The sequence below is a fragment of the Roseofilum halophilum BLCC-M91 genome (genome assembly GCF_030068445.1).
GTDB classification, from domain to species: domain Bacteria; phylum Cyanobacteriota; class Cyanobacteriia; order Cyanobacteriales; family Desertifilaceae; genus Roseofilum; species Roseofilum halophilum.
Genome location: NZ_JAQPOK010000130.1, coordinates 25569 through 48862, shown reverse-complemented (window position 1 = coordinate 48862; position 23294 = coordinate 25569). Strand labels below are relative to the sequence as shown.

The 23294-nt window shown below is 43.3% G+C and carries 17 protein-coding genes and 1 pseudogene; 8 read left to right on the top strand and 10 right to left on the bottom strand.

From position 1 onward, the window contains the following. Positions 1-108 precede the first annotated feature (108 nt). The 3 genes and pseudogenes from PJF56_RS17125 to PJF56_RS17115 form a co-directional block, all read right to left on the bottom strand. A pseudogene (locus PJF56_RS17125) lies at positions 109-1368 on the bottom strand (UvrD-helicase domain-containing protein); the annotation flags it as partial. Between the two features lie 22 nt (positions 1369-1390). Beyond that, a complete protein-coding gene (locus PJF56_RS17120; protein WP_283763911.1) occupies positions 1391-3655 on the bottom strand; it encodes an ATP-binding protein in 2265 nt (754 codons plus the stop codon). A gap of 67 nt (positions 3656-3722) precedes the next feature. Beyond that, positions 3723-4844, bottom strand: coding sequence for a TRAP transporter substrate-binding protein (locus PJF56_RS17115; RefSeq protein WP_283763910.1), 1122 nt, complete (start codon positions 4842-4844; stop codon positions 3723-3725). 11 nt (positions 4845-4855) lie between these two features. On the opposite strand from PJF56_RS17115, the gene holA reads away from it, so the two are divergent. From holA to PJF56_RS17100, 3 genes are all read left to right on the top strand, one after another. Continuing rightward, positions 4856-5839 (top strand): DNA polymerase III subunit delta, encoded by a 984-nt coding sequence (gene holA / locus PJF56_RS17110; RefSeq protein ID WP_283763909.1) that lies wholly within the window; start codon positions 4856-4858, stop codon positions 5837-5839. A 118-nt stretch (positions 5840-5957) separates the two neighbouring features. Beyond that, positions 5958-6467: a DUF4168 domain-containing protein gene (locus tag PJF56_RS17105; RefSeq protein WP_283763908.1), complete on the top strand. Its 510-nt coding sequence runs from the start codon at positions 5958-5960 to the stop codon at positions 6465-6467. Positions 6468-6702: 235 nt separating this feature from the next. Next, positions 6703-8196 carry a sugar transferase gene (locus PJF56_RS17100; RefSeq protein ID WP_283763907.1) on the top strand — a complete coding sequence of 498 codons (1494 nt, stop codon included), beginning with the start codon at positions 6703-6705 and terminating at the stop codon, positions 8194-8196. Positions 8197-8220: 24 nt separating this feature from the next. On the opposite strand, the gene PJF56_RS17095 is transcribed toward PJF56_RS17100, so the two are convergent. Genes PJF56_RS17095 through PJF56_RS17070 form a run of 6 tightly spaced genes read right to left on the bottom strand, consistent with a single transcriptional unit; the run spans position 8221 to position 15338 of the window. After that, a complete protein-coding gene (locus PJF56_RS17095) occupies positions 8221-10071 on the bottom strand; it encodes a DUF6798 domain-containing protein (RefSeq protein WP_283763906.1) in 1851 nt (616 codons plus the stop codon). 32 nt (positions 10072-10103) lie between these two features. Further along, the gene (locus PJF56_RS17090; protein WP_283763905.1) at positions 10104-10910 is read right to left on the bottom strand and encodes a WecB/TagA/CpsF family glycosyltransferase; all 807 of its coding nucleotides are present in this window, start codon (positions 10908-10910) and stop codon (positions 10104-10106) included. After that, the gene (locus PJF56_RS17085; protein WP_283763904.1) at positions 10911-11987 is read right to left on the bottom strand and encodes an NAD-dependent epimerase/dehydratase family protein; all 1077 of its coding nucleotides are present in this window, start codon (positions 11985-11987) and stop codon (positions 10911-10913) included. A 2-nt stretch (positions 11988-11989) separates the two neighbouring features. Then, complete coding sequence (locus tag PJF56_RS17080; protein WP_283763903.1) at positions 11990-13234, bottom strand: glycosyltransferase family 4 protein; 1245 nt, start codon at positions 13232-13234, stop codon at positions 11990-11992. 11 nt (positions 13235-13245) lie between these two features. Further along, on the bottom strand, positions 13246-14403 hold the full coding sequence (locus tag PJF56_RS17075) for a glycosyltransferase family 4 protein (protein WP_283763902.1): 1158 nt from the start codon (positions 14401-14403) through the stop codon (positions 13246-13248). Positions 14404-14462: 59 nt separating this feature from the next. Then, positions 14463-15338, bottom strand: coding sequence for a glycosyltransferase family 2 protein (locus tag PJF56_RS17070; RefSeq protein WP_283763901.1), 876 nt, complete (start codon positions 15336-15338; stop codon positions 14463-14465). A 193-nt stretch (positions 15339-15531) separates the two neighbouring features. On the opposite strand from PJF56_RS17070, the gene PJF56_RS17065 reads away from it, so the two are divergent. From PJF56_RS17065 to PJF56_RS17045, 5 genes are all read left to right on the top strand, one after another. Then, positions 15532-16260: a sulfotransferase domain-containing protein gene (locus PJF56_RS17065; protein WP_283763900.1), complete on the top strand. Its 729-nt coding sequence runs from the start codon at positions 15532-15534 to the stop codon at positions 16258-16260. A 6-nt stretch (positions 16261-16266) separates the two neighbouring features. Then, complete coding sequence (locus tag PJF56_RS17060; protein WP_283763899.1) at positions 16267-17865, top strand: glycosyltransferase family 39 protein; 1599 nt, start codon at positions 16267-16269, stop codon at positions 17863-17865. A 22-nt stretch (positions 17866-17887) separates the two neighbouring features. Continuing rightward, positions 17888-18808, top strand: coding sequence for a lysylphosphatidylglycerol synthase transmembrane domain-containing protein (locus tag PJF56_RS17055; protein ID WP_283763898.1), 921 nt, complete (start codon positions 17888-17890; stop codon positions 18806-18808). A gap of 4 nt (positions 18809-18812) precedes the next feature. Then, on the top strand, positions 18813-19799 hold the full coding sequence (locus tag PJF56_RS17050; RefSeq protein WP_283763897.1) for a glycosyltransferase family 2 protein: 987 nt from the start codon (positions 18813-18815) through the stop codon (positions 19797-19799). A 336-nt stretch (positions 19800-20135) separates the two neighbouring features. Beyond that, a complete protein-coding gene (locus PJF56_RS17045; RefSeq protein ID WP_283763896.1) occupies positions 20136-20900 on the top strand; it encodes an LEVG family PEP-CTERM protein in 765 nt (254 codons plus the stop codon). A 99-nt stretch (positions 20901-20999) separates the two neighbouring features. On the opposite strand, the gene PJF56_RS17040 is transcribed toward PJF56_RS17045, so the two are convergent. Next, positions 21000-23258 carry a GumC family protein gene (locus tag PJF56_RS17040; RefSeq protein ID WP_283763895.1) on the bottom strand — a complete coding sequence of 753 codons (2259 nt, stop codon included), beginning with the start codon at positions 23256-23258 and terminating at the stop codon, positions 21000-21002. Between the last annotated feature and the right edge of the window lie 36 nt (positions 23259-23294).

The following is a 23294-nucleotide window of genomic DNA, read 5'->3' as shown; positions in this document are numbered from 1 at the left end:
TTTTGTTTAAAACGTTTTGCGTGGGGGGGTTGGTTTGGCTGGGGTTGGGGGTTTTGGGGGGGTTTGGTTTTTATTTTGTTGTTGGTTTTGGGTTTGGGGTTTTTTTTTGGGGGGGGTTTTTTTGGGGGGGGTTTTTGTTGGGGGGGGTTTGGTAGGGGCGGGTTTGAAACCCGCCCCTACAGATCTGGAATGGTTTTGAATATGCCGGTTGACCCATTGGAGCATGAAGTTAGCAGCGTCGAGGATAATGGGACTAGAGCGCCCGGCACAGTCGAGGGCGATGAGTTGGTTTTGGGTTCGCTGGCGATCGCAAAATTGGCGAAAATAGATGGGGTCGGCTGGCGTAAAGGTGGAGTTAATGGCCTGGTTAGGATCGCCCACTCGCATCAGGTTAATGGTGGGTTTATCCCCATTTCCGTCACCTGTAGGGGCGGGTTTCAAACCCGCCCCTACAGAATCACAATCCTGTTGGGCTAAAATTTCTAGTAATTTCGCTTGCAGGGGACTAGAGTCTTGGGCTTCATCTTCAAACACCGCAAACACCTGATTTTGCCATAACCGTCTTGCGCCCACATCTTCCAAAACCCGCAAGGCTCCCAGAATCATGTCATCATAATCAATTAAAGAGCGCGATCGCAGTTGTTGCTGATAGGTTTCGTAGAGTCCCGCCGCCATGCGTAAAATCGGGTAGTCCTCTCCTAGGGTTTCGCTCTCCTGAATTTGCGCCACCTCCAACAGATCCGAGGGCAATAACCCAGAGCTTTTGGCTTCGTGAATTGCAGTATAAGCTAAGTGGGGTAAAACTTCAGTCCGCAGCACCCCTTGACGGCGCAACCGTTCCGTTTCTTCGCCGTCCGACTGGTTGCCCTCCAAGAGCCTTTGGTAGAGTCGGGGATGGCTATTGGCCCAGTATTCCACACTTTGGCGCAGCAATTGGTGCGATCGGTTAGGAGAAATAAGAGTGAGCGCGTCTAAACTAAGGGTCGAGAGTTCCGGATGGCGCGTGGCAATTTGTAGAGCCAACCCATGGAGCGTATGCACCACAAATCCCGTCGAGGGTAAACCCAAAGTTTGCAGATGGCGGCGAATTTTGCTCTTCAGACTCGCTGCGGCTGAACGGGTAAACGTCACCACCACCAATTGATGATAGGTATGGAGGCGATTTTTGGCAATGGCGATCGCCGCCGCACCCGCCATCCCCGTAGACTTCCCCGATCCCGGCACAGCCGAAACCGCCAACTCTCCCCCTTCCCAGTCCGCCATTTGTCTTTGCCCTTCCCGTAACTGGTTGCGGATCGAGTTTAAGGCGCTTTCTAACGGAGCAGAAATCGGCTGTTCAGGGGTTGTGCTTAAGAGAAAATCAACCATAAATTCCAACTTTAATCATTAATCACCCATTTCCCGTTGAAGCTAGACTCCCTTCACCCAATGTCTGATTTTCATTTGGGGATAATGTCAAGCCTTGATGAACAGGAATTTCAATTTCAAACCTAGCTCCTTGACCGGGTTCTGAATAACATTTTAACATTCCTTTATGGTGTTCAACAATGATTTTATAACTAATTGATAGCCCTAAACCAGTGCCTTTACCCACGGGTTTAGTCGTAAAAAAGGGATCGAATACTTTTTCTGCGGTTTGCGACTCCATACCCGGCCCATTATCTTGAATTTGAATGATAACTATGTCTGCTGACGAATGATATTCGGTATGAATTCTTAAAATGCCTTCTTCGACTTCTACACCCCTCGGATCGACATCTACCCTAGAATCTACAATTTCAGATTCTAAAACTTCGATGCCATTCGCTAAAATATTCATAAAGACTTGATTGAGTTCCCCTGGATAACATTCAACCAAGGGCAAATCTCCATATTCTTTTTGGAGCTGAATCGTTCTCCCGTTATTTCTAGCCGATTTCAATCGATGCTGTAAGATCAATAACGTGCTTTCAATTCCTTCATGAATATCAGCTTCTTTCAAGTTAGCTTGATCGATTCTAGAAAAATTCTTTAAAGATAAAATAATTTCATGGATACGATGGGTTCCCATATTCATGGATTCAACCAGTTTGGGCAAATCCTCCTCAATATATTCCAGGTCAATATCCTCGATTTTTTCTGCGAGTCGCACATCGTCTGGATAAGATTTTTGATAATCTTGGATTAAGTCGAGTAAATCTTGACAATAAGTAGTTAGGGGAGAAAGATTACATTGAATAAAACTGACTGGATTATTGATTTCATGGGCAATCCCGGCAATCATTTGCCCTAAACTTGACATTTTTTCAGCTTGAATTAAATGGGATTGAGTTTCTTTTAAGTTATGTAGTGTAGATTGTAGTTCTTGGTTTTTTAATTGCAGTTCTTCTGTCCGTTCTTCTACAACAAATTCCAGGTTTTGATTGTACTTTTCTAAAGTGTTGAGCGAAGCCTTCAAGGAATTTGTCATCTCATTAAATGTTTTGGCTAAAATCCCAATTTCATCCCCAGAAAATACTGATGCTTTTACATCCAGATTTCCGGCTCTAACCGCACTGGTTGCTTCAGTTAATTTCTGAATTGGATCGGATATCTTTTTGCGTAGTATGACAGTCATTAATATCCCTAAAACCAGAATAAATATAGAACCAATTAGGGTTTGTAGTTGAGAGGAGTTGAGGCGAGAAACTCCAGATTTCAATTCCGATGTAAATTGTTCTTTTTGAGTTTGGGCGATATAATTTAAAACGATCAGCATTTCTTTGGCGATCGGTTCTGCTTTACTTTGATAGACATACAGATCTTCTCGATAGCGATCGCCATCCATAATCACAAAAGACTCTTCTATAGTTGTCTCTACATTAGATACTTTTGTCAAGATTCCTCTGAGAGATTTTTCTTGATTTTGGCTCAATAAATCAGAGCGTGACTGAATAAAATCCAAACTGTCTTTACTCTTTCGAGAATGACCGGTGTAATCAAAGCGATATTTATCTTGGCGAGTTGTGATATAATTGCTAACATCAGAAATCAACAAAGAAAAATTTATTTTTAAATTCATCATCTCCTGGAGCAACTCTAGGTTGCTTGGTGATAAAAACTTTTGATTTTGTTCTTGAATCATTTGATCGATTTTTGCTAAAACTTGAAGCGTGAGTATTTCTCCTTCTTCTTGCCAAAGACGAAACGCCGGTTCGCTTTGCAATCGATTGTCTTTTAAGTCAAATAAATAGGGGGGTAATTCCGACCAAATCTGATAAAAACTGCGTAAATTTTCTAACTGCTCCAGTTGTATCGGCACTTGCCACTGTTGAAATAAAACCTCCATTTCTGCTAAATTTTCTTCAAATGCATGTCGAGATTCTTGATATTGATCTCGAAATCTTGAATCTCCCGTCACCAAATATCCCCGTACATTGGAGAGCATTTTTAACAAGTTACTTTGTGCTTCCGAAGATGAAAGGGCGATCGGCATTCGTAATTCTTGCGTCCGGTTAATATTTAATGTTGCTTGTACACTGCTCCAATAATTTACGCCCATAATCACAAAGGTGGCTCCGATTAATCCACCAAAAGCCAAGTTCAGTTTATCTTTAATGGTGAGTTGTTTGATTTTCAGGATTTTCAGTATCTTAGGAATTAACCCTTGAAAATGCTTAGTAATTTGATTAGCCATGATGGTTTTTTTAAAGGAAAAACTGAGAAAAAAAGTTATAAATAGATCAATTTTAATCAAGAAATACTTAATTGATTTTCTCTCTCTCTGATATAAAATTGGAATAGGTCAGTTGATTGGTTGTATACCCGTTAACAATTGAAGATTGAAACTGTTTCCATTGTTGATAGATTCTAGCAAAGTCTTCACTGTCTGAGGCATATTTTTGATAAAGTTCTAAGGCGACTGAGTAGGCATCTTCTAGAATTTCTTGGCTGTAGGGGAGTAACTCAGTGCCACTTAAAATCATTCGTTCTAAGGCTTCTCCGTTGGCCGCATCATATCGACTGATGGTTAAAAAATAGGCTTCTAGAGCCGCAGAACGAAAAATTTCTTGATAGGATTTGGGGAGCCGATCCCATTGGCTACGATTGACTAAGGCAATCAGCACCGATGAGGGTTCCCACCAACCGGGATAGTAGTAGTAAGGGGCAATGCGGTTCAGTCCTAGTTTTTCATCATCATAGGGCCCAATCCACTCGGCAGCATCTATTTTGCCTTGTTCCAAGGCGGGAAAAATTTCATCTCCGGGTAAGACTTGGACTTCACAGCCGAGCCTTTCCAGGATTTTACCGCCTAAACCGGGAATTCGCATTTTTAAGCCCTTGAGGTCATCAACGCTGTTAATTTTGCGATTAAACCACCCTCCCATTTGGAGACCGGTATTACCTGCGGGAAAGGTATTCACACCAAAACCTTGATAGATTTTTTGCATGGCCTCTAGTCCTCCTCCATGAAAAAACCAAGCATTATGCTGTGGAAGGTTCATGCCAAAGGGCAGGCCAGAAATGAGTCCTAGGGCAGGATTGCGATCGAAGGAAAAGAGAAGATTGGTATGGCCACATTCTACGGTTCCTGCAATGACACCATCAAGAATTTGTAGGGGAGAAATAATTTCATTGGCAGGATAGGGGGTGATGGTGAACCGGCCTTCGGTCATTTGTTCGACGCGCCGACAGAGGATTTCTGCGGCTCCAAAGATGATATCTAGGGATTTGGGCCAACTGGTGGCCATGCGCCAGCGAATGAGGGGTTGGCTGGGGGTAGGTTCAGGATTGGGTTCAGGAGGGTTGGGGGATTGACAGGCGGTGATAGTATAGGTGCTGGCTGTGCCTAGGGCGATTTTACTGAGTAGGTTTCGACGTTTCATGGTTTGGGTTAATGCCGATTTATGTGTATTGGGGAGATGATGAGTTTGCGATGGAGCAGGCGGTGAGGCAGTTACGCGATCGCCTGCTCGATCCGAGTTGGGTGTCGTTTAATTATACTGAGGTTTTAGGGGATCAGCCGGGTAGTGTGATGGAAGCCTTAAACCAAGCGATGACTCCGCCTTTTGGTGCTGGAAATCGGTTGGTCTGGTTGGTGAATACTGGGCTATTTCAGCAGGCTTCTGGGAGTCTATTAACTGAGTTAGAGCGTACTCTACCGGTTCTGTTAGAATCATCCGTGCTGTTACTGACGGTGGCGGGAAAACCGGATCAACGGTTGAAGGTGACGAAATTAATGCAAAAGTATGCTGAATTTCGGGAATTTTCCTTGATTCCGCCGTGGAAAACGGATTTGCTGCTTCAACGAGTTCAGGAGATGGCGAGTCAACAGGGGGTGAAATTAACCCAGGGAGGGGCGGAAGTTTTGAGTCAGTCGGTGGGTAATGATACTCGGCGGTTGGTGAATGAGTTGCAGAAGTTGGCTCTATATCATCCGGAGGGTGGGGTGTTGAATGACCGGGATGTGGAGCGGTTGGTGGTCTCGAATACGCAAACGAGTTTAGAATTGGCTCAGGCGATCGCTAAAGGTGAGGTGGATCGGAGTTTAAGTTTGATTGAGGGTCTGTTGCACAGGAATGAACCGGCTTTAAGGATTGTAGCGACTCTGGTGGGTCAGTTTCGCACCTGGTGTTGGGTTAAATTGATGGTTGAGAGTGGGGAACGCGACGATCGCCAAATTGCCCAAGCTGCTGAGGTGGCTAATCCTAAACGGGTCTATTTTCTCAAAAAAGAGGTGCGATCGCTCCCTTTGCTCTCATTACAGCAGACTCTACCTCTCTTGCTCTCCCTGGAGTGGGGACTCAAGCAAGGAAGACCGGAACGGGATCTTCTTCAGACTCACGTTATCCAAATGTGTCAGCTCTATCGGAAGTCTTAACGTAAAATGGGGATCAATCTCCATAGAGTATACCTGTACAATCTGAGGTCGATCTGGAACTTAACCCTCCTTAAAGAATTCAAAAGAGTTGATAGTCTTGTGTTTTCAAAGCGCCATCATGAATAATTCCTTTAATTTTCAATTGCTACTTCGGTCTTCTGGTCAATTCAGGTTGGGTCGTCAATGGATTGGCCGGACGTTGATCGCCACTCTATTATCGGTATGTGGAGGGTTGGCTGGAGCGAATACCGCACAAGCTCAATTTAATTCTCCTGTACAAATGTCCAACTTTGTGCGATCGGTTTTGGAAATTGAATTGGCTCGTGAAACGGCTCTACAAAATACTCGACAACTGGTCTCCACAGGCAATAGACCTGTTTTTGATTGTAACCTAGAGGCAGGAACCGTGAGTAATACGGCGGGAATTTCCCAAGATATGATTGGCTATTTACAAAATTTTTGTCGTCAATCACAAACGGTTTTAGAAGAGCATGATTTGTCCCCAGAAGAGTTTCATCAAATGACTATGATGTATGGAAAAAATCCCATGCAGTATCCTCAAATCACCCAAGCTTTTCAGCAATTGTGTCAAAATAGCCGATATTCACAATTACAGATTTGCCGTTAACAGATGGGGAAAAACCATGCAACTCCAAGAGGCGATCGCGGCTATTGGTAGGGATCGCCTCCTAGAGATTATATTCGAGACAAATAAAAAATACCCATAACCCCCCAATGATTGAAAGGGGAGGGTTAACCTTTGGACAAGCGATCTTGAGAATGGTAAAATTAGAGCTACTTCCGGATATCATTCAGTTGAAACTCAAGATTCCATCTGCGATCGCGGCAGCCAAGGTTAAATTATGTCAGACAATCTGCCCCAAACTCCTTACAAAACCCATCAATCAGCCCAGGGTCATGTTGATTTGCGGGTTCCCACGATTGTGGGTCTGCGACGAGGTATAATTGCGGCTTGGCTGAGAATTATAGCGTTTCTGTGCTTAGATACGGTGATGATTTCCTTGGCTTGGAAGAGCGCGAAGGTGATTGTAGAACAAGTCGAGTGGTTAGATCATGTTCCCTCCTTTCATTTATTGGCTAATACTCCAGAGCAGCCCGGATTTCTATTTCCAATCTTATGGATTACCTTGGGGATGATCGCTACAGGAGGATTATATGGCGATCGCGGTAGTCGTCGTCAGTTGGGTCATTTACTTAGAAGTATTACCTTTGCTCAAGGGGTCTTAATTGTCATTGCCTTTATCTATCAACCGGGTCTGATTATTTCTCGGTCGATGTTCTTCCTATCCTGGTTATTTGTGATCTTGTATGTGGGAACCGGACGGTTAATTGCCGAAGCAACCATTACCACTCTTCGTCGCCATGGTCGAGTGCCTCGTCGGATTTTCCTAATAGGCAATCCTAAAGATACCTTAATTGCTAAAATTGCCCTAAAACTAGATAGCAACAAAGAGTTTACGATTGCAGGACAACTAGATTTATCTCTACAAAAACAGACCAATCAATGGTCTCACGTTCTGGAAGAAATTCAATCCCTTGGGGTAGGTGAAGTTTTTTTCTGTTCCTGGAATGTGGTGGGTAGTGTCATGCCCCTATACTGGAGTCTAAAAAATGCAGGCATTGCTTTGAGAATTTTGCCCATTGGTCTAGAAGTACCCCATCATAATCCCAAGATTGAAATGATTGGCGGAATGCCGAGTATTCAGTTTCAGCCGCCCGGTTTGTTAGGGAGTGATTTTTGGCTAAAGCGGACGTTTGATGTCTTCGTCTCATTGTTGATTTTACTCTTAGGAAGTCCTATATTTATCGCTCTGGCGATCGCCATTAAACTCGATTCCCCTGGCCCCATTTTCTTTAAGCAAACTCGGATGGGTTTGAAAGGGCGGCATTTTAAGGTCTGGAAATACCGGACGATGGTGATTAATGCCGATCAGTTGATGAAGGAACTCGAAGCGAAAAATGAAATTAAAGGGGGAGTTCTATTCAAGATGAAAGATGACCCCCGAATTACGAGAGTCGGTAAGTTTTTACGGCGCTATAGCTTAGATGAACTGCCCCAAATTGTGAATGTTTTGATTGGGGAAATGAGTCTAGTTGGCCCTCGCCCTTTGCCTTTGCGAGATGTGGAAGGATTTGCCGAACACCACTTTATGCGCCACAATGTTTTACCGGGAATCACTGGACTTTGGCAAGTTTCGGGGCGATCGGATATTAAAAATTTTGAAGATGCCTTTAAGTTGGATATGTCTTATATCAATAATTGGTCGTTAGCCCTAGATTTTGAGATCTTATTGAAAACGGTGCAAGTAGTCTTGGGACGTAGAGGAGCGTATTAAAACTAATTGCCATTGCTGGATTTTCTAATCACTATTATTGATATCAACTTTATAGATAATCCATTCTCCTTCTTGATCGAAAACGACTCCATCAACTTGATTATGCCAGTCTTTTTTCGTTAAGATATATTCAGCTTGTAGTTGTTGAGCTGCTCTAAATAAATCAGAAGAACTACGATGACTGTAGAGTGAGTTTACTGTACTTAAAGAAATAGGATATTCTATTGGGCCTAATATGATTGTCATTCGATTTAGCCATTCTTGAATCCCTCGATCGGTAAAAGGAAATCCTTTGAATGTCACGACAACAGAACGTTGGGAATGCAACCTAAAACCATCTTCAAAAGGAGGAACTAAAATCAGAGCATCTTGTGAAGATTTATCTTTAAATCGTACAGCTAACTTAGTTAAATTATTATTCCATACTTGATATATTTTTATTTTATTTTCAAATGAGTATAAAAATTTTTGTGGCGCTATTTTAGTTAAGCCCAAAATTAACAAAGTACAAGAAAAGCAATTGAGGAGAAAGGTTGATAAATATTTTATTGATTTTGGACGAATAAATTCCTCTAATATAAAAGGAAAAGTCAAACTGATAAATAGTAATAACTTCCAGGTAATAGATTTGAATGTGGTATAGGAAAAATCAAGGCTTGGATAGATAATAGAAAAATAAATAAAGGTTAATACTGTTAATATCAATAATAACTTTTTATTCTTGATTTTTAAGTTATGTGTTGATATCAACACAGCGACCATGAATAAGATAATACTACCGTCTTGAAGGGTTGGTATTAATATCAATATCACCGTTATTAACCAATTTTTTTCCTTATAATATTGGTTGACTAAAGCACTCATTACTATAAAAACCATAAGTTGTGCAAATGGTGTAGTTCTAGCCAACTGCAATTTTGCCAATAACGATACAGGAAAAATTTCTACAAAAATATACCCCAGAAACAAAGACAACAAAGATAAGGTGATAATAGTAAGTAAATTTAGTTTTTCTTCTGGTTTTAAAGTTTTTGAACTTTTAATAAACAATATTCCTGCCGATATGAAGAATATAAAATTACTCCATTTGTTAGGATTGATGCTAGAGAGGATAATATGATGTGGGTGGCGAATATAACCATAAATATGAATGAATTCAGCAGAATTAAAAATATCAGTACCCGTATTATCGATCAGCTTCATAGGAATGTAAACTAAAGAAGCAAAAAATACTAACGTTAACATTGGCCAAATTACTGTTGTCCAAGATTTATGATCTTTTCTAGTATCCTTAAATAAGATGACACTCATCATTAATCCAGGTAATAGTCCAACTAAAAATTGCAAAAGACATGCAATTCCAAACAGTAAATATCCAAAGAACCATTTTTTACAAAAGCAAAAATAAATTCCCCATATTGTCATTCCCATTGCAAATATAGCTGGAATCGGCTCTGTTCTAAATAAATCAACACTGCCAATTGTTCCGTCAATACTGCTTAAGCACAAAAAAGCTAGTACACCTGCGGATAGCTTGGATTGACCAAATTTATTGCCTAAGGCATATAAACCAAAGATGAAAGAAGCTAAAGAGATGACATAATAAATAAAGTAAGTGTAGGGCAAGCTTATACCCAAATTGATGGTTGAAGTAATCAGTAATTGATAGTAGTATCTAGGAGAAAACTGAAGTGCTTCTTGAACATAAAAATCAAACTTGTATAGTTCTGGATTTAATAGAGATTGAATATAAGGGATATGAGTTGTTAAGTTTGATGAAGGAAACAAATACCCATAGGCGATTAGAGTAGATGTGACAACAAACCCATAGGGCGAATATTTTTTAAGCCATTTCAATAAAAGATTAAGGTTCATCAGAAAGTGCCAAAAAAACAAAACTTGGGAGGTTAACCATAGCGTAATTCCTGTTCGGGGGGAGTGGCGCTATCTGGATCGAATTTACGCAAACGCAAAATTTGTAAGCTTAAGAGCCAAACATAATAGGGATTGAGAAAAACATAGCGTTTCCAGAGTCGTTTGGGTTCTTGAATGAGGCGATAGAGCCATTCTAAGCCGACGGCTTGCAGGGAGGGCGGGGCTTGGGGCAGAAGTCCGGCATGGAAGTCGAAGGCTGCACCTACGGCTAAAAGGGGCATGGAGAGGAGATCGCGGTATTCATAAGCAAAAACTTCTTGGCGAGGGCAGCCTAAACCGACTAAGGTGATGGCAGCTCCAGAATCTTTGATGGTTTGGGCGATTTCCTGCGTCTCTTCGGCGGTGGTTTGCCGGAAGCGGGAGGGCTGAGACCCGGCAATTTTGAGCTGAGGATAGCGATCGCCCAAATTCCGAGCAAAAGCGTCTAAAACCTCTTGCCGAGACCCGTACAGGTAAATGGGCAGCCCCTCCTGAGCCGCTTGCTCGCATACCCTCAAGGTCAAATTGGGGCCGTATACCCGGTCAGATAATCTCGCTTTATGAACAAAATTCAGCGCCCAACGCACCGGTTGCCCATCGGGACAAATTAAATCCATATGATTGAGCCGGAAGCGGTGGGTATTGTCCAGAACGCCGGTCATTACGCCATGAACCGCTAGGGCAGAAACGGATAGCCCCTGTTTTTCTTTGGCGGCTTGAATAATTAGCTCTACTGCTCCTTCATAATCAATGATATTGACCAGAACGCCCAGAATATTCCGCTTGCCAGCATCAATCATTTAGATCGTCTCCTTTTCCCAACGTTCTTGATTAAATTCGTAAATTTCCCGCAAGATTTGGGGCACATCATACTGGTGTTTCCAGTTGGGATAGTGGTTGGCAAACTTGGCATTATCACTGATCCACCAGATATGATCGCCAATGCGGTTGGTTTCCGAATATGTCCAATTTAACTCCTTGCCCGTGATTTCCTGACAAATCTTAATCGCTTCGAGCATGGAGCAGTTGCTATAACGCCCGCCGCCGGTATTGTAAACTTCGGCCACTCGCGGCGCTTGGAAGAAGGCATCGAAGGCGTTGATTAAGTCGGCGCTGTGAATATTGTCCCGCACTTGTTTACCCTTGTAGCCAAAGACGGTATAGGGTTTGCCAGTCACAGTGCATTTCATTAAATAGGCGAGAAACCCGTGCAGTTGGGTTCCGGAATGGTTCGGCCCGGTGAGACATCCGCCGCGAAAACAGGCGGTTGGGATCTGGAAATAGCGACCATATTCTTGCACCAGCACATCCGCAGCGACTTTGGACGCGCCGAATAAACTATGGGTGGTTTGGTCAATGGACATATCTTCCCGAATGCCGGTGTTGTAGGTATGTTCGGGGTCAATTTCCCATCGGGTGTCTTGTTCGATGAGGGGCAGACGGTTGGGAGTGTCGCCGTAGACTTTGTTGGTGGAGGTGAAGATAAAGGGGGCTTGGGGGGCAAAGTCGCGGGTCGCTTGGAGTAAGTTTAGGGTTCCGTTGGCGTTAACGGTGAAGTCCATTTGGGGGTCGCGGGCGGCCCAGTCGTGGGAGGGTTGGGCGGCGGTATGGACAATGAGGGCGATATCTTTACTGTAGTCTTGGAAGAGTTTGGCGATCGCCTCTTGGTCGCGAATATCCAAATCTAAGTGCTTGTACTGTTTGCCTAAAGAACGCTCTAATCTCTGGCGGTTCCAGGTTGTTGAGGCATCATCCCCAAAGAAGACGCGGCGCATATCGTTGTCAATACCAACAATTTCTAAGCCCTTTTGGGCGAAGAATTTAGAGGCTTCGGAGCCAATTAAACCCGCAGAACCAGTAATAATCGCGATACTCATGATTAGTTTGAATTTAATAACGGTGATTCTTGTTTAGCAACCCTTCTGTAGAGTTGGGCAAAAAATTGCCCTTTAATTTCCCAATCGTAGACTTCACGCACCCGTTTTTGTCCAGCTTGTCCTAATTTTTCTCTGAGTTCAGAGTTTTGGGCCAGTTGCTTCATCGCTTCTGCTATCCCGGTGACGGCTCGATCTGGATTGAGCGCTGGCACTTTAATTCCAGTTTCTTTGGTGACTTGGGTATTCGGCCCTCCAAGAGCTAAACAGATAATCGGCCGACCCGCAGCCATGCCTTCCAGACAAGTCCATCCCCCAGAATCATGTAAACTCGGATGCACCAGGACATGGGATTGTCCCAGTTTCTCTAGGCTTTCTTCGCGGGGACGTTTGCCCCAAAATTTGATCCGGTTTCCTACCCCCAAACTCTTGGCTAAGGCTTCCAGTTTTTCCCGGTCTGGCCCATCTCCCAACAGCCAATATTCGGCATCGGCTAAATTGGCTTGGGCAAAGGCACGGACAGATAAATGATACCCTTTCCAGTGCAGCAAGCGCCCTAGGCTAATAAAGCGAATGGGAGAAGTAGGAGGTTCGCCTAGAGAGGCTAACCGGGTCATTTCGGCTTGGGAGAGACCGGCTTCCGAATAGAGTTCTATTTGGGAAACGGGCATGTTTTTAACCCGCCGGGCCGTATCTTCCGTAGTTACGAGGGCGATCGCACTCCGTTTCGCCGTCAGCCGGGTAAAGGGGTCTCTTTCCCCGATTTTTTGGGCGATATCCCGCGCCGTTTCATATAATTTGGCCTTAAAGCTAAAATCGCGCCAAAACGGTTTAGGAGCCGCTTCACCGCCGCCTATGGGGCCCCAAATAAAGGGGACGGGTAATAGACAGACCAAACTCGGCGACCAAAACTTAACATAGGTCACATGACGCACCACATCTAACTGCACTTCTTCATGCAAGCGACGAGCTTCTTGATAGGCTAAAAGTTGCCACAGATAATAATGCAGTTGCAGCCCCCCTTGTCGCCCCTTAAAATTTTCTTTCCAGTCGAACGGTTCCACATAGCGAAACTGTAAATTAGGAATCGGGTTCCGCTCTAATTCGGCCTCAATAGCAGGTTGACAAAATTTTCGGGTAATCACCCACACGCGATCGTGTTTTGCGGACTCAACTGCTGCATTCCAACCCACTCCTTCTTCCGATCCTTGTCCCGGTTCGCAGGCAAATGCTGATAAGAGAATTTTCATAAGCTTTATCTCTAAGTTTGATGCTGTTTTCCCAGCACTTTCTCCACTTGACTCGCTAAAAACAATCCCGCTTTTTCGGCATTATGTTCGGCCATTAATTCCTGGGATTTTTGTCCCATTTTTTGGATCAACTCTGGATCATCAATTAGTTTCATCATGGCTTCAGCAAACTTTTCCGGTTCATAGGGATCGATGACATAGCCATTTTCTCCTTCAACCACCATTTCCGAAGCGCCAGCCCATTTTGAGGAAACAATCGCTTTGCCAAAGGCCATGGCCTCTAAGAGAACCACACCCCAGGTATCTTCTAAGGTGGGAAAGATAAACACATCTGCTTCATTAAAATAAGTGCCCAAATCGCCATAATTTAACCAACCCGTCCACGTCACTTGTTGTTCGAGCTGATGGTCTTTAACAAATGCTTCCAATTCGGCTCGCTGTTCTCCATCTCCGACTAAAACCAGACTATACTCAGAATAGCCGCGATCGCGCAGAATGGCACAAGCTTGTAATAAATATTTTACTCCCTTACGTGGGACAAGCAACCCTACACATAAGAAAATCGGAGATTTGAGCGCTAACGATTGAGATTGATCCTCTGAACGATTGTGCAACAGGGTCTGAGTATCGGGAACCATATAGGGGCGGGCGGATATGTTGTTGGCATCTACCCCTAAAATTTCCACTAAATAGTCTTTCCCTCGGCGAGAATTAGAAATAAACGTATCCATAAATTGAGTCATCCAGCGCCGTAAATTAGACCGCAGAGGACTATCGCGAAAGTCTACATTCGGAGAACTGCTTTCATAGACTAATATCAGCTTCCACTTGCCCATGGGTTGGAGGGCGATCGCTAATACAGTCCAGATGGAGAAACTACTAACAAAAACCACCTGGGGCTTATACTTGAGTAACGGAAACACCACAGTTGGCGAGACAAGAATAATCCCTCGATTATATCCAGATTCTACTGTTTTAGTTTCCTGAAAACGATATTTGCCAATCAGGGTAATAACGTTCGCTCCCGGAGCATCTGGATCGAATCCCGGCCAAGTCTGACTGGTGTAAAATTTTGTTTGCGGATAAATTTTTGTGAATTCTCTTAAAACCGGTTGCCAATAAGCGCCCCTTCTCACGGCAGGAACTAACCAGGCAATGCGAGTTTCCATAAGATTTTTGGCGATCCATAAAGAGTTAGTCGAAATAAAGGATTAATGTTTTTCAGAATTTAAGCATCCCGGTTGCCATCGAAAAACTGTGGGAATAGTAATTTCCGATAAGGCAAAATCCAAAAAATGGGCCATAAAATTCCCCCATGCCGTTGCATGAGAATTTTCCACTCTTCCCAAGGTTGTAGGGTAACACTTTGTAGGGCTAAACCTTTGGGTCTCTCAATATTTTTTAACCCTTGTTTTACATTGGGAGTATTGGCCGGATCGGGTTTGGGGTTTCTGGCACAGGTTCCTAAATATCCGGGTGTAATCCAAACACTACATCCTTTTTGTTTGGCCCGCAAGCCATAATCCCAATCTCCCGCATAATGGGTAAGAGCCGGATCGAGATTGCCCACCACAGCAGTGACTTCTTGGGGAATTAAGACGATATTGCCACACATGAGATCGCACTCTTGTGGGCTATCTGTGGGTTTGACGGGGGAACACTTAAAGGGAGGATACCACCATCCGAGTTGCCGATATCCTCCATACGTCCATTCTTGGGTATCTTCATCTTGGGTCGATCCGGCGATAATAGAGCGGGGTTGGCCGCGATCTTTCACGTCTTGATGAGTGTTCAAGAGGGTGCTAAGACTATGGGGGTACAGGATCGTGTCATCATTGAGCCAGACATAATAATCATGGCTCACCTCCAGAGCAGCAGCAAAGGCTTTCCGCATTCCTCCGTTCCAAAATAGGTTACCATCCCCTTGTAGGATCTTGACTTGAGGATAGGTTTTGGCGATCGCCTCTGACGTGCCATCCGTACTGCCATCATCGACTAAGTATACGACTAAAGAAAAATCAGGGGCTAAATCTTGACTAAAAAGCGAGTCTAAACTCCTTAATGTTTTATCTTTCCGATTGTGGCACGTCAGTAAGACTGCCATTGTTTTACAATTCATAACATTTTGGTCAATCGCTTGCCATGGCATAGATATCAGCACTATTATAAGGGTACTCTACTCACTTCCGTATAGAAAATCTATATTCTTTCTTTAGATCGGAACTACAGATCGCTATAGATTCGAGTGAGTTTTTTTCATTTCTTGGAATACTTAATCAAAACAGGAGTCAATCATCATGATCGGTCGAGCCATGCAGCTAGTAAAGCAACTGATTACCGATCCCAGTTCTTATCAAGATTTATCCAAACGAATTAGAGATGAAAAACTAATTCAAAAGTTCACCAGCGATCCTGATTTCCCTTTTTTTGTCAGTTTTCCCAGAACCGGAAGCCATTGGATGCGCTTGATGATGGAATTATATTTTGAGCGTCCTTCTCTGGTGCGAGCCTTCTATTTTAAAGATAGCCAAGATTTCATGACCTATCATACCCACGATCTCGATCTGGATGTCTATCGTAAAAATGTCATCTATCTCTACCGAGATCCGGTTCCCACCATTTATTCCCAATTAAACTTTTATCAGGAAAGCACCAGCGATCTGAGCCGGATTGAATATTGGTCAACGTTGTATGCCAAGCATCTGAGTAAATGGCTCATAGAAGAAACCACCAGTGAGAAAAAAACCATCCTCAGATATGAGAACCTGAAGAAAAATATAGCTGACGAATTTTCTAAGGTTACCGCTCATTTTGGTCAAACTTTAGATCCGCAAATACTCCAGGACATTCAACAACAAGTCTCTAAGGAAGAAGTGAAGAAAAAAACCTATCACGATCCACGGGTGATTAGTCGCAGTGACAACTATGAAGGAACGAGAGAACAATTTAAGGAACAGTATGGTAACCAAGTTTATGAGTATGTGTTTAATCACAATTCAAAACTAAAAGACTATTTTGAGTTTTAGTCCACTATGAAAAAGACAATACAGGTATTCATTACCGTCTGTATCCTGTTAGGTATTTTTTTTCGTTTTTATCATCTGGACACCAAAATCTATTGGTTGGATGAAACTTTTACCGCTTTGAGAGTTTCCGGCTATTCAGCACCCGAATTAGTAGAAATTATTCCGAAAAACCAAGTTCTGACCATACAAGATATTCAAGGCTATTATAACCCTAGTCCAGAGCGCCCCTTTTCAGATGTTGCCCAAGCCCTAGCTAATAATGCCGAACATACCCCTTTATATTTTGTCATGCTTCGTTTTTGGCGTGAAGCATTTGGCAGCTCCGTGGCAGTAACCCGTAGCCTATCAGCAGTCATTAGCTTGTTAGCATTCCCTGGTGTGTATTGGTTGTGTTTGGAGTTATTTGAATCCTCCATAACGGGATGGATGGCAATGGGTTTGCTTGCCATTTCTCCCTTTCAAGTTTTGTATGCCCAAGAAGCGAGACAATATAGTTTATTGGCGGTGGTAACTTTATTTTCTAGCGCCGCTCTCTTAAGAGCCATACGCTTACAAAATCAATCCCCTACCTGGAGAAAACTTAATGGGTATAGTTGGGGTATTTATGCCGCTAGTATTGCGTTAGGATTGTATACCCATCTTCTCTTTGCCTTAGTCTTATTTGCCCATGGAATTTATGTTTTGTGGTTAGAGCGATTTCGATGGACGCGAATATGGAAGCCCTATCTGATAACAAATCTCATAGGATGTCTAGCTTTTACTCCCTGGATTATTGTGATTTTGATGAACTTCAATGCGATTCAAAATACAGCAACTTGGCAAGCAGAATCGGGGAAACCCCCCCTGAGTTTTTATCTTAAAAGTTGGCTGGGGAATACAGCTAGACAGTTTGTGGACTTTGGCTTGAGTTCAGATACGGCATCACTAGCCCTGAAGTTGTTTATTCCGGTGCTGCTTGGTGTGGTGGCTTTAGTGATTTATGCTTTGTATTTTACTCAGAAAACTACAGAGAGAAGAACTTTTTTGTTTGTGTTGACGCTTGTGGTTATTCCCTGGTTAGTTTTGGCCATCCCAGATTTGGTTACTGGGTCTACGAGATCCAATATTCAACGCTATATTATTCCCACGTTTCTAGGGATGCAACTGGTAGTCGCTTATCTTTTGTCCCTTCAAATTTATTCTCCTAAGCAATATCAAGCGAATCTCTGGAAAATGATAACTATTGTGTTATTCTCTCTGGGGATTATTTCTTGTGGCTTAAGTTCCCAATCTCAAGATTGGTGGAATAAACGGGCTGATGCTCACAGTTTAGAAGTGACGGCTATTGTCAATAATAGTCCTAACGCTCTGCTGATGACGAAAAGTCATCCAGGAATGCGTTTGGGAGTTCTTAGCTATAGACTCGATCCGAAAATAAAGGTATGGTTACTAGATGATGATTCGATTCAAGTTCCCAAAGGGGATGAGGATCTGTTTCTCTACGATCCTTCTCCAGACCTGATGAAACAAATTCAGTCGGTTGATGAATTGGCTTTAGAGCCAGTCAGTGAAAGCAAAAATCCGCGTACTGGTCTGAATTGGTTATGGCGTTTAAATTGGGTCTAAATCTGAGACGATGAAATCTTTTATGCAACGCCTACTCTCAATCTTAAAACCTTACCTACGATGGTTTATTGTGGGGGTGGCGTTGTTTTTTCTGGCCAAGGCATTTAAGGATCATTGGCAGGAAGTGCTGGCAATTCGCATCAGTGGCTGGGGATGGATTAGTTTGGCGATCGCCCTTCTGATTACAATCATCGCCCATATTTGGTCAGGCTGGATCTGGGGATGGATTTTAGCTGAGTTTAACCAACGAGTTAAAGCCCTTTGGAGCATTCAAACCTATCTAATCACCAATATTGGTAAATATTTGCCCGGTAATGTCTGGCATTTCTATGGTCGCATTCGAGCTGCTCAAAGTGTGGGTGTTCCAGGGGCGATCGCCATCCTCAGTACCCTCATGGAACCCCTGCTGATGGCAGCTTCTGCCCTCATATTAGCCGCAGGTGCGAGTCCCCAAAGTCGAGGACTGGTGCAAGGAGTAACTTTAGTCATCGTCTTGATAGGGGTTCATCCTCGGATATTGAATCCTATCCTCACTTTTCTCTCCAAAAAGAAAGCAAAAGGAGAACTCGCAGCCCAGGAGCAACCCTCAGCGCAGTTAAAACGCTATCCCTTAAAACCCTTACTCGGTGAAATGGGATTTCTGTTGATTCGCGGACTCGGATTTTTATTTGCCCTATCCGCCCTATCAACCATAGAAATAGAACAAGTCCCTCAACTTATCAGTGCCTTTAGTTTCGCCTGGTTACTCGGTTTAGTCATTCCCGGCGCACCTGGAGGTTTGGGAGTCTTTGAAGCCACAGCGATCGCCCTCTTGGATGGAGTCTATCCACCTGCTATTATCCTCAGTGGAGTCGCCTTATATCGGGTGATTAGTGTATTAGCAGAGGCGATCGGCGCTCTACTCGGCTGGCTCTATCAACAGTTTAGTCTCAAGAACCCCTAATCCTATGAACGCTTTCCCAACTCTGCCCACCGTTGAAACCGCTCCTAAGCCCGAAATTTCCGTCATCGCCCCCATTTATAACGAAGTCGAAAGCTTACCGTTGCTGGTAGAGGCGATCGCCAAAATACTCCCCACAACCCAACGCACCTACGAACTCATCTGTGTCGATGACGGCTCCAGCGACGGTTCCACAGAACTATTAACCCAACTCGCCCAGAAAACCCCCCATCTCAAAGCCGTCATTCTCCGCCGAAACTACGGTCAAACCCCAGCCATGGCCGCCGGATTTCAACACGCCCAAGGTAATATCTTTATTACCCTCGATGCCGACCTTCAAAACGACCCCGCCGACATCCCCCTCCTCCTAGAAACCATCGAACAAGGCTACGATCTCGTCAGTGGTTGGCGCAAACAACGGCAAGATGATGCAGTCACTCGCCTCCTACCCTCCAAAATCGCCAACTGGATCATCGGCAAAGTCACAGGAGTCCAACTCCATGACTACGGATGTTCCCTCAAAGCCTATCGCGCCGAAGTCGTCGCCGACATGAACCTCTACGGAGAACTCCACCGCTTCTTACCCGCCCTAGCCTTTATCGAAGGAGCCAGAATCACCGAAATACCCGTACGCCACCATGCTCGGCAGTACGGCAAAAGCAAATATGGCCTAGGCCGCACCTTCCGAGTCTTAATGGATTTGCTCACAGTTTGGTTTATGAAAAAATTCCTCACCCGGCCCATGCATATCTTTGGCTCCATGGGCCTACTCTCCCTGTTTCTCGGATTTCTATTGGGAATCTACCTCACCATCCTCAAATTCGGTTTTGGCCAAGATATCGGTGGTCGTCCCCTACTCATTTTAGTCGTCGTCCTTCTATTGACTGGGATACAGCTCTTTTGCTTCGGTCTGCTCGGAGAACTCCTGATGCGAACCTACCATGAATCTCAAAACCGTCCCATCTATAGAGTGCGAGCCATTATTCACCAGTAGTCATCATCTTTTGGGACTTATTCCATAAACTTCTGCTTCTTCCCAACCTCCTCATGCCCATCAATGGGGCATTTTCGTCTGAAATCCATTATTCTCTCCTCACTTATACGGATAATTCCAAGCGACCTAGGGTGATTGACCCCTCACTTCAGTATTTTTCCACAACAACTACTTAAGCACACTCAGAAGCCAACCAACTTCTACATCGGAACTTCAAATCAAAAATCCCCAATCTCTCTGATGCGAAGACCTGTCCCAGGGGGCTATCGTAGAGGAAAGCAAAGAAAAGACTATACAAACTTAATCAGCTCACACAGTTCTAGGAGACCGAATACCATGAAATCTCAATCTTTATCTCAAATCACTAAAAGAGTTAGCACAGTAGCAGCCGGAGTTGCAACCTCCGCCCTAGTTGCTGGTATGTTCGCGCCCTCAGCCTCCGCCAACCCCTTTGCCTATGAAGGTGAATTTGATACTGGCTTTGGTTGCCTGGAAGAATGCCATACTATGCCAGTTGGCTTTATAGACAGTGTAACTGCTCTACCTTGGGAAGATGCAGAAACTGGGGAAGTTCAGTTAAGCCGCCTGTTCTTGGATACCCTGGAAACCCGCAACACCTACACCAACGGCACAGAAACAGTTGAGTTTTCTAATGGTGACAGAGGAACTAATCATGAAGGGTACTGGTTCCGCCCCGTTGCTCCAGCCGAAGAAGGAGGAATGCTTGAAGTTGGTACATTTGAATTCGTGTTCACCAAAACTCTGGATAAATTAACCATCGATTTCTTCGATTCTGAACGTCAGAACCAAACTGGGGTACTTTCTGTCAATGGTGACACCAGCCAAAAGAGATTGTTGAATGATGCTGCTGGTGATGCACGAGGTGATTCCACCATGAACACATTGGAATTCTTTGATGTCAACTCAATTACTCTCAAGTTGGGCATGGACTATGCCAACAGTTCAGGTGACGGTGTGAACTTCCGGATGAGAGAGTTCAATCAAGTAATTGAAGATGTTCCTGAGCCTTCTAGTATTCTCGGTCTAGGTTTGTTAGCCGGAATGACTGCCTTCGGATTACGCAAACGTCAAGCCAAATAGAGAGAGCTTGAGCTATCCCAATCGGAATCAACTCCATCAGATAACTAAATGACCCTTATAATAAGCCCCCTGTTCTCTAAGAGGGGGCTTATTTTTCGCTTACGATAGAGAAGAAGAAGAATTGCGATACTGCCGATTAGCACTCATGGCGATAGAGTCAGAGCTTTTGACTTCATTGGCCACCACCCCTAAGACTCTAGCATGAGAGATGGTTAATTCTTCTAAGGATTTTTTGACCAGGGATTGATCCGTTTTAGCAAGTCGGACAACCAAAATCACGCCATCCACCCGTGCTGCCACAAGATGTCCATCCGCTAAACCGACTAAAGGTGGGGTGTCATAGATAACTAAATCAAAAAAGCCTTGTAATTGTCCCATCAAATACTGCATTTTTTGCGATGACAACAGTTTAATGGGATCGGGAACCGTTTGTCCTGCACTGAGAAAGAACAGATTTTCCTCTAGATCCGATTGTTGGATGACTTCATTTAAACTAATATAGTTGGCGATCGTATCACTCAATCCGGCTTGATTCTGCAAACCCAATGCTTGATGAAGTTGGGGTAACCTTAAATCTGCATCAACCAATAAAACTCGCTTGCCCATTGCTGCTGCTGTTTGAGCTAAATGCATAGAAACAGTAGACTTGCCATCACCCGTGCTAGGAGAGCTGACAACTAAAGAACGAATCGGTTGATTTTTGCCCATCAGAGCAATATTCGTGTACAGAGAACGAAAAGATTCTAAGAAAGAAGCACTATACTCTGGCTGGATAAGTAGAGGTGTAAAGTCAGAAGTTGATCGACTGGTGAAATAATGACGAATAGGTTTAGTTTGCACTTTTTTCAAGCTAGGTGCTAAGGGAATAACACCTAACAAATTTAATTTTGTAAAAGATTTTACTTCTTCGGGAGTATGAAAAACTGGGATCAACACCTCGACTAAGAAACCTACACCGATACTTAAAAGTGTACTCACAACCATTAACACAGCCAATTTCTTACGAGTTTCTTTAACTGCCATAGAAACTGGCTTTCCTTCCGCATTACTCATCACTTTTGGTGGATCGATGATTTGCCAAGGAATTTGGATTTGAGCATCATCAATTTGTAAAGATTCTAACTTAGACAAAAGTTCTTTATAGTGTTCTATCGCAAACTCGAGTTCTCTTTGAAGTTCATCATATTGTCGAGTTGCTAAAGGCCAAATTTCTATTTCTTCTTTGAGAGTATTTTCACCAGAAACTAATGTTTGTAGTTTAGCCTCTAGTGCTTGCACTTCATTCCCAACTTGAAAAACAACAGCCTGAGCTTGTTCGCGCAATCTTAAAGTTAATTCCAGATTTTGTTCCCTCAAAGTTTGCATAGGTATACTATCTTCCTTCAACTGACTAGAAAGAGTAGCAATATCAGACTCTACTTGTTGAGCATTTTTGAGGATTGTCTGATAAGTGTTGGGAGAGTTGCTTAAAATAAAAACATAATTACCATTATCAAATTGTTTTTGTATTGACTCATAAAGAACCTTCTTTTCCCTTAATGAACTTTCTACATTGAGTCGTTCTATTTCTAGTCCTCTCTGTCTAATTGAAAGCTGTTGACCTTGAGAAATAGGTTCGATTATGTCATATTTTTGGCGTAGTGATTGAATTTTATCTTGTAACGAATTCACCCTATTTCTTTGTTCAGGAAGCTCTGATTGAATAAATGCAATCCCCTGCTGAATACTCGCTTTCCGTTCCTGAATGCTATAATCAATATACCCTTGAGATAAAATATCTAACACAAATTCTATTTTTTCCGGTTCTGAACTCTGATAGCTCACTCGGATTAATGATGTCCCTTCTGTTTTAGCATCTTTTTCATAAGTCACTCTTTTGGTTGACAACTTCCCTAGGAGACCATTATAAGTCATATTTGGATATTTTTCGTTAATCTTTTGGAGCAATGGATTGATAATTTGAGGACTACTTAATACTCGAATTAAGCTCTCATAATCAACTAAGCTAATATTAAATCTTCCTTGTTGAACAACATCTTCTGTATTTTGTGAAAGTAAAGATAGGCGAGCGACTCTTGATTCAGCAGTAACCGGTTCAACTAACAGACGAAAAGAGCCTTCATAAACCGGAACTACTTGACGAGACTGCTTAACAATTAAACTCCCTGCTAATGCAGTCACACCGAAGGCTACAACTGCCATAATTGGAAGGCGACGACGAAAAACCGCTAATACCCAATTAAAATTTAACTCTGAATTTTCCTGATTTTCCATTGGCTTGGCACTTGAACCGTTTATATAATCAGGTATTTTTTTAGAGTTATAACTATCTGTATATTCTGAGTGATTGAAATTCATCACAACTCCGATATTTCAAAATAACTTATATTTAAA

Excerpts from the sequence above, each read along its gene's own strand:
- PJF56_RS17120 (WP_283763911.1), bottom strand. The coding sequence starts at position 3,655 with ATGGCTAATCAAATTACTAAGCATTTTCAAGGGTTAATTCCTAAGATA.
- PJF56_RS17115 (WP_283763910.1), bottom strand. The coding sequence starts at position 4,844 with ATGAAACGTCGAAACCTACTCAGTAAAATCGCCCTAGGCACAGCCAGC.
- holA (WP_283763909.1), top strand. The coding sequence starts at position 4,856 with ATGCCGATTTATGTGTATTGGGGAGATGATGAGTTTGCGATGGAGCAG.
- PJF56_RS17105 (WP_283763908.1), top strand. The coding sequence starts at position 5,958 with ATGAATAATTCCTTTAATTTTCAATTGCTACTTCGGTCTTCTGGTCAA.
- PJF56_RS17100 (WP_283763907.1), top strand. The coding sequence starts at position 6,703 with ATGTCAGACAATCTGCCCCAAACTCCTTACAAAACCCATCAATCAGCC.
- PJF56_RS17095 (WP_283763906.1), bottom strand. The coding sequence starts at position 10,071 with ATGAACCTTAATCTTTTATTGAAATGGCTTAAAAAATATTCGCCCTAT.
- PJF56_RS17090 (WP_283763905.1), bottom strand. The coding sequence starts at position 10,910 with ATGATTGATGCTGGCAAGCGGAATATTCTGGGCGTTCTGGTCAATATC.
- PJF56_RS17085 (WP_283763904.1), bottom strand. The coding sequence starts at position 11,987 with ATGAGTATCGCGATTATTACTGGTTCTGCGGGTTTAATTGGCTCCGAA.
- PJF56_RS17080 (WP_283763903.1), bottom strand. The coding sequence starts at position 13,234 with ATGAAAATTCTCTTATCAGCATTTGCCTGCGAACCGGGACAAGGATCG.
- PJF56_RS17075 (WP_283763902.1), bottom strand. The coding sequence starts at position 14,403 with ATGGAAACTCGCATTGCCTGGTTAGTTCCTGCCGTGAGAAGGGGCGCT.
- PJF56_RS17070 (WP_283763901.1), bottom strand. The coding sequence starts at position 15,338 with ATGGCAGTCTTACTGACGTGCCACAATCGGAAAGATAAAACATTAAGG.
- PJF56_RS17065 (WP_283763900.1), top strand. The coding sequence starts at position 15,532 with ATGATCGGTCGAGCCATGCAGCTAGTAAAGCAACTGATTACCGATCCC.
- PJF56_RS17060 (WP_283763899.1), top strand. The coding sequence starts at position 16,267 with ATGAAAAAGACAATACAGGTATTCATTACCGTCTGTATCCTGTTAGGT.
- PJF56_RS17055 (WP_283763898.1), top strand. The coding sequence starts at position 17,888 with ATGCAACGCCTACTCTCAATCTTAAAACCTTACCTACGATGGTTTATT.
- PJF56_RS17050 (WP_283763897.1), top strand. The coding sequence starts at position 18,813 with ATGAACGCTTTCCCAACTCTGCCCACCGTTGAAACCGCTCCTAAGCCC.
- PJF56_RS17045 (WP_283763896.1), top strand. The coding sequence starts at position 20,136 with ATGAAATCTCAATCTTTATCTCAAATCACTAAAAGAGTTAGCACAGTA.
- PJF56_RS17040 (WP_283763895.1), bottom strand. The coding sequence starts at position 23,258 with ATGAATTTCAATCACTCAGAATATACAGATAGTTATAACTCTAAAAAA.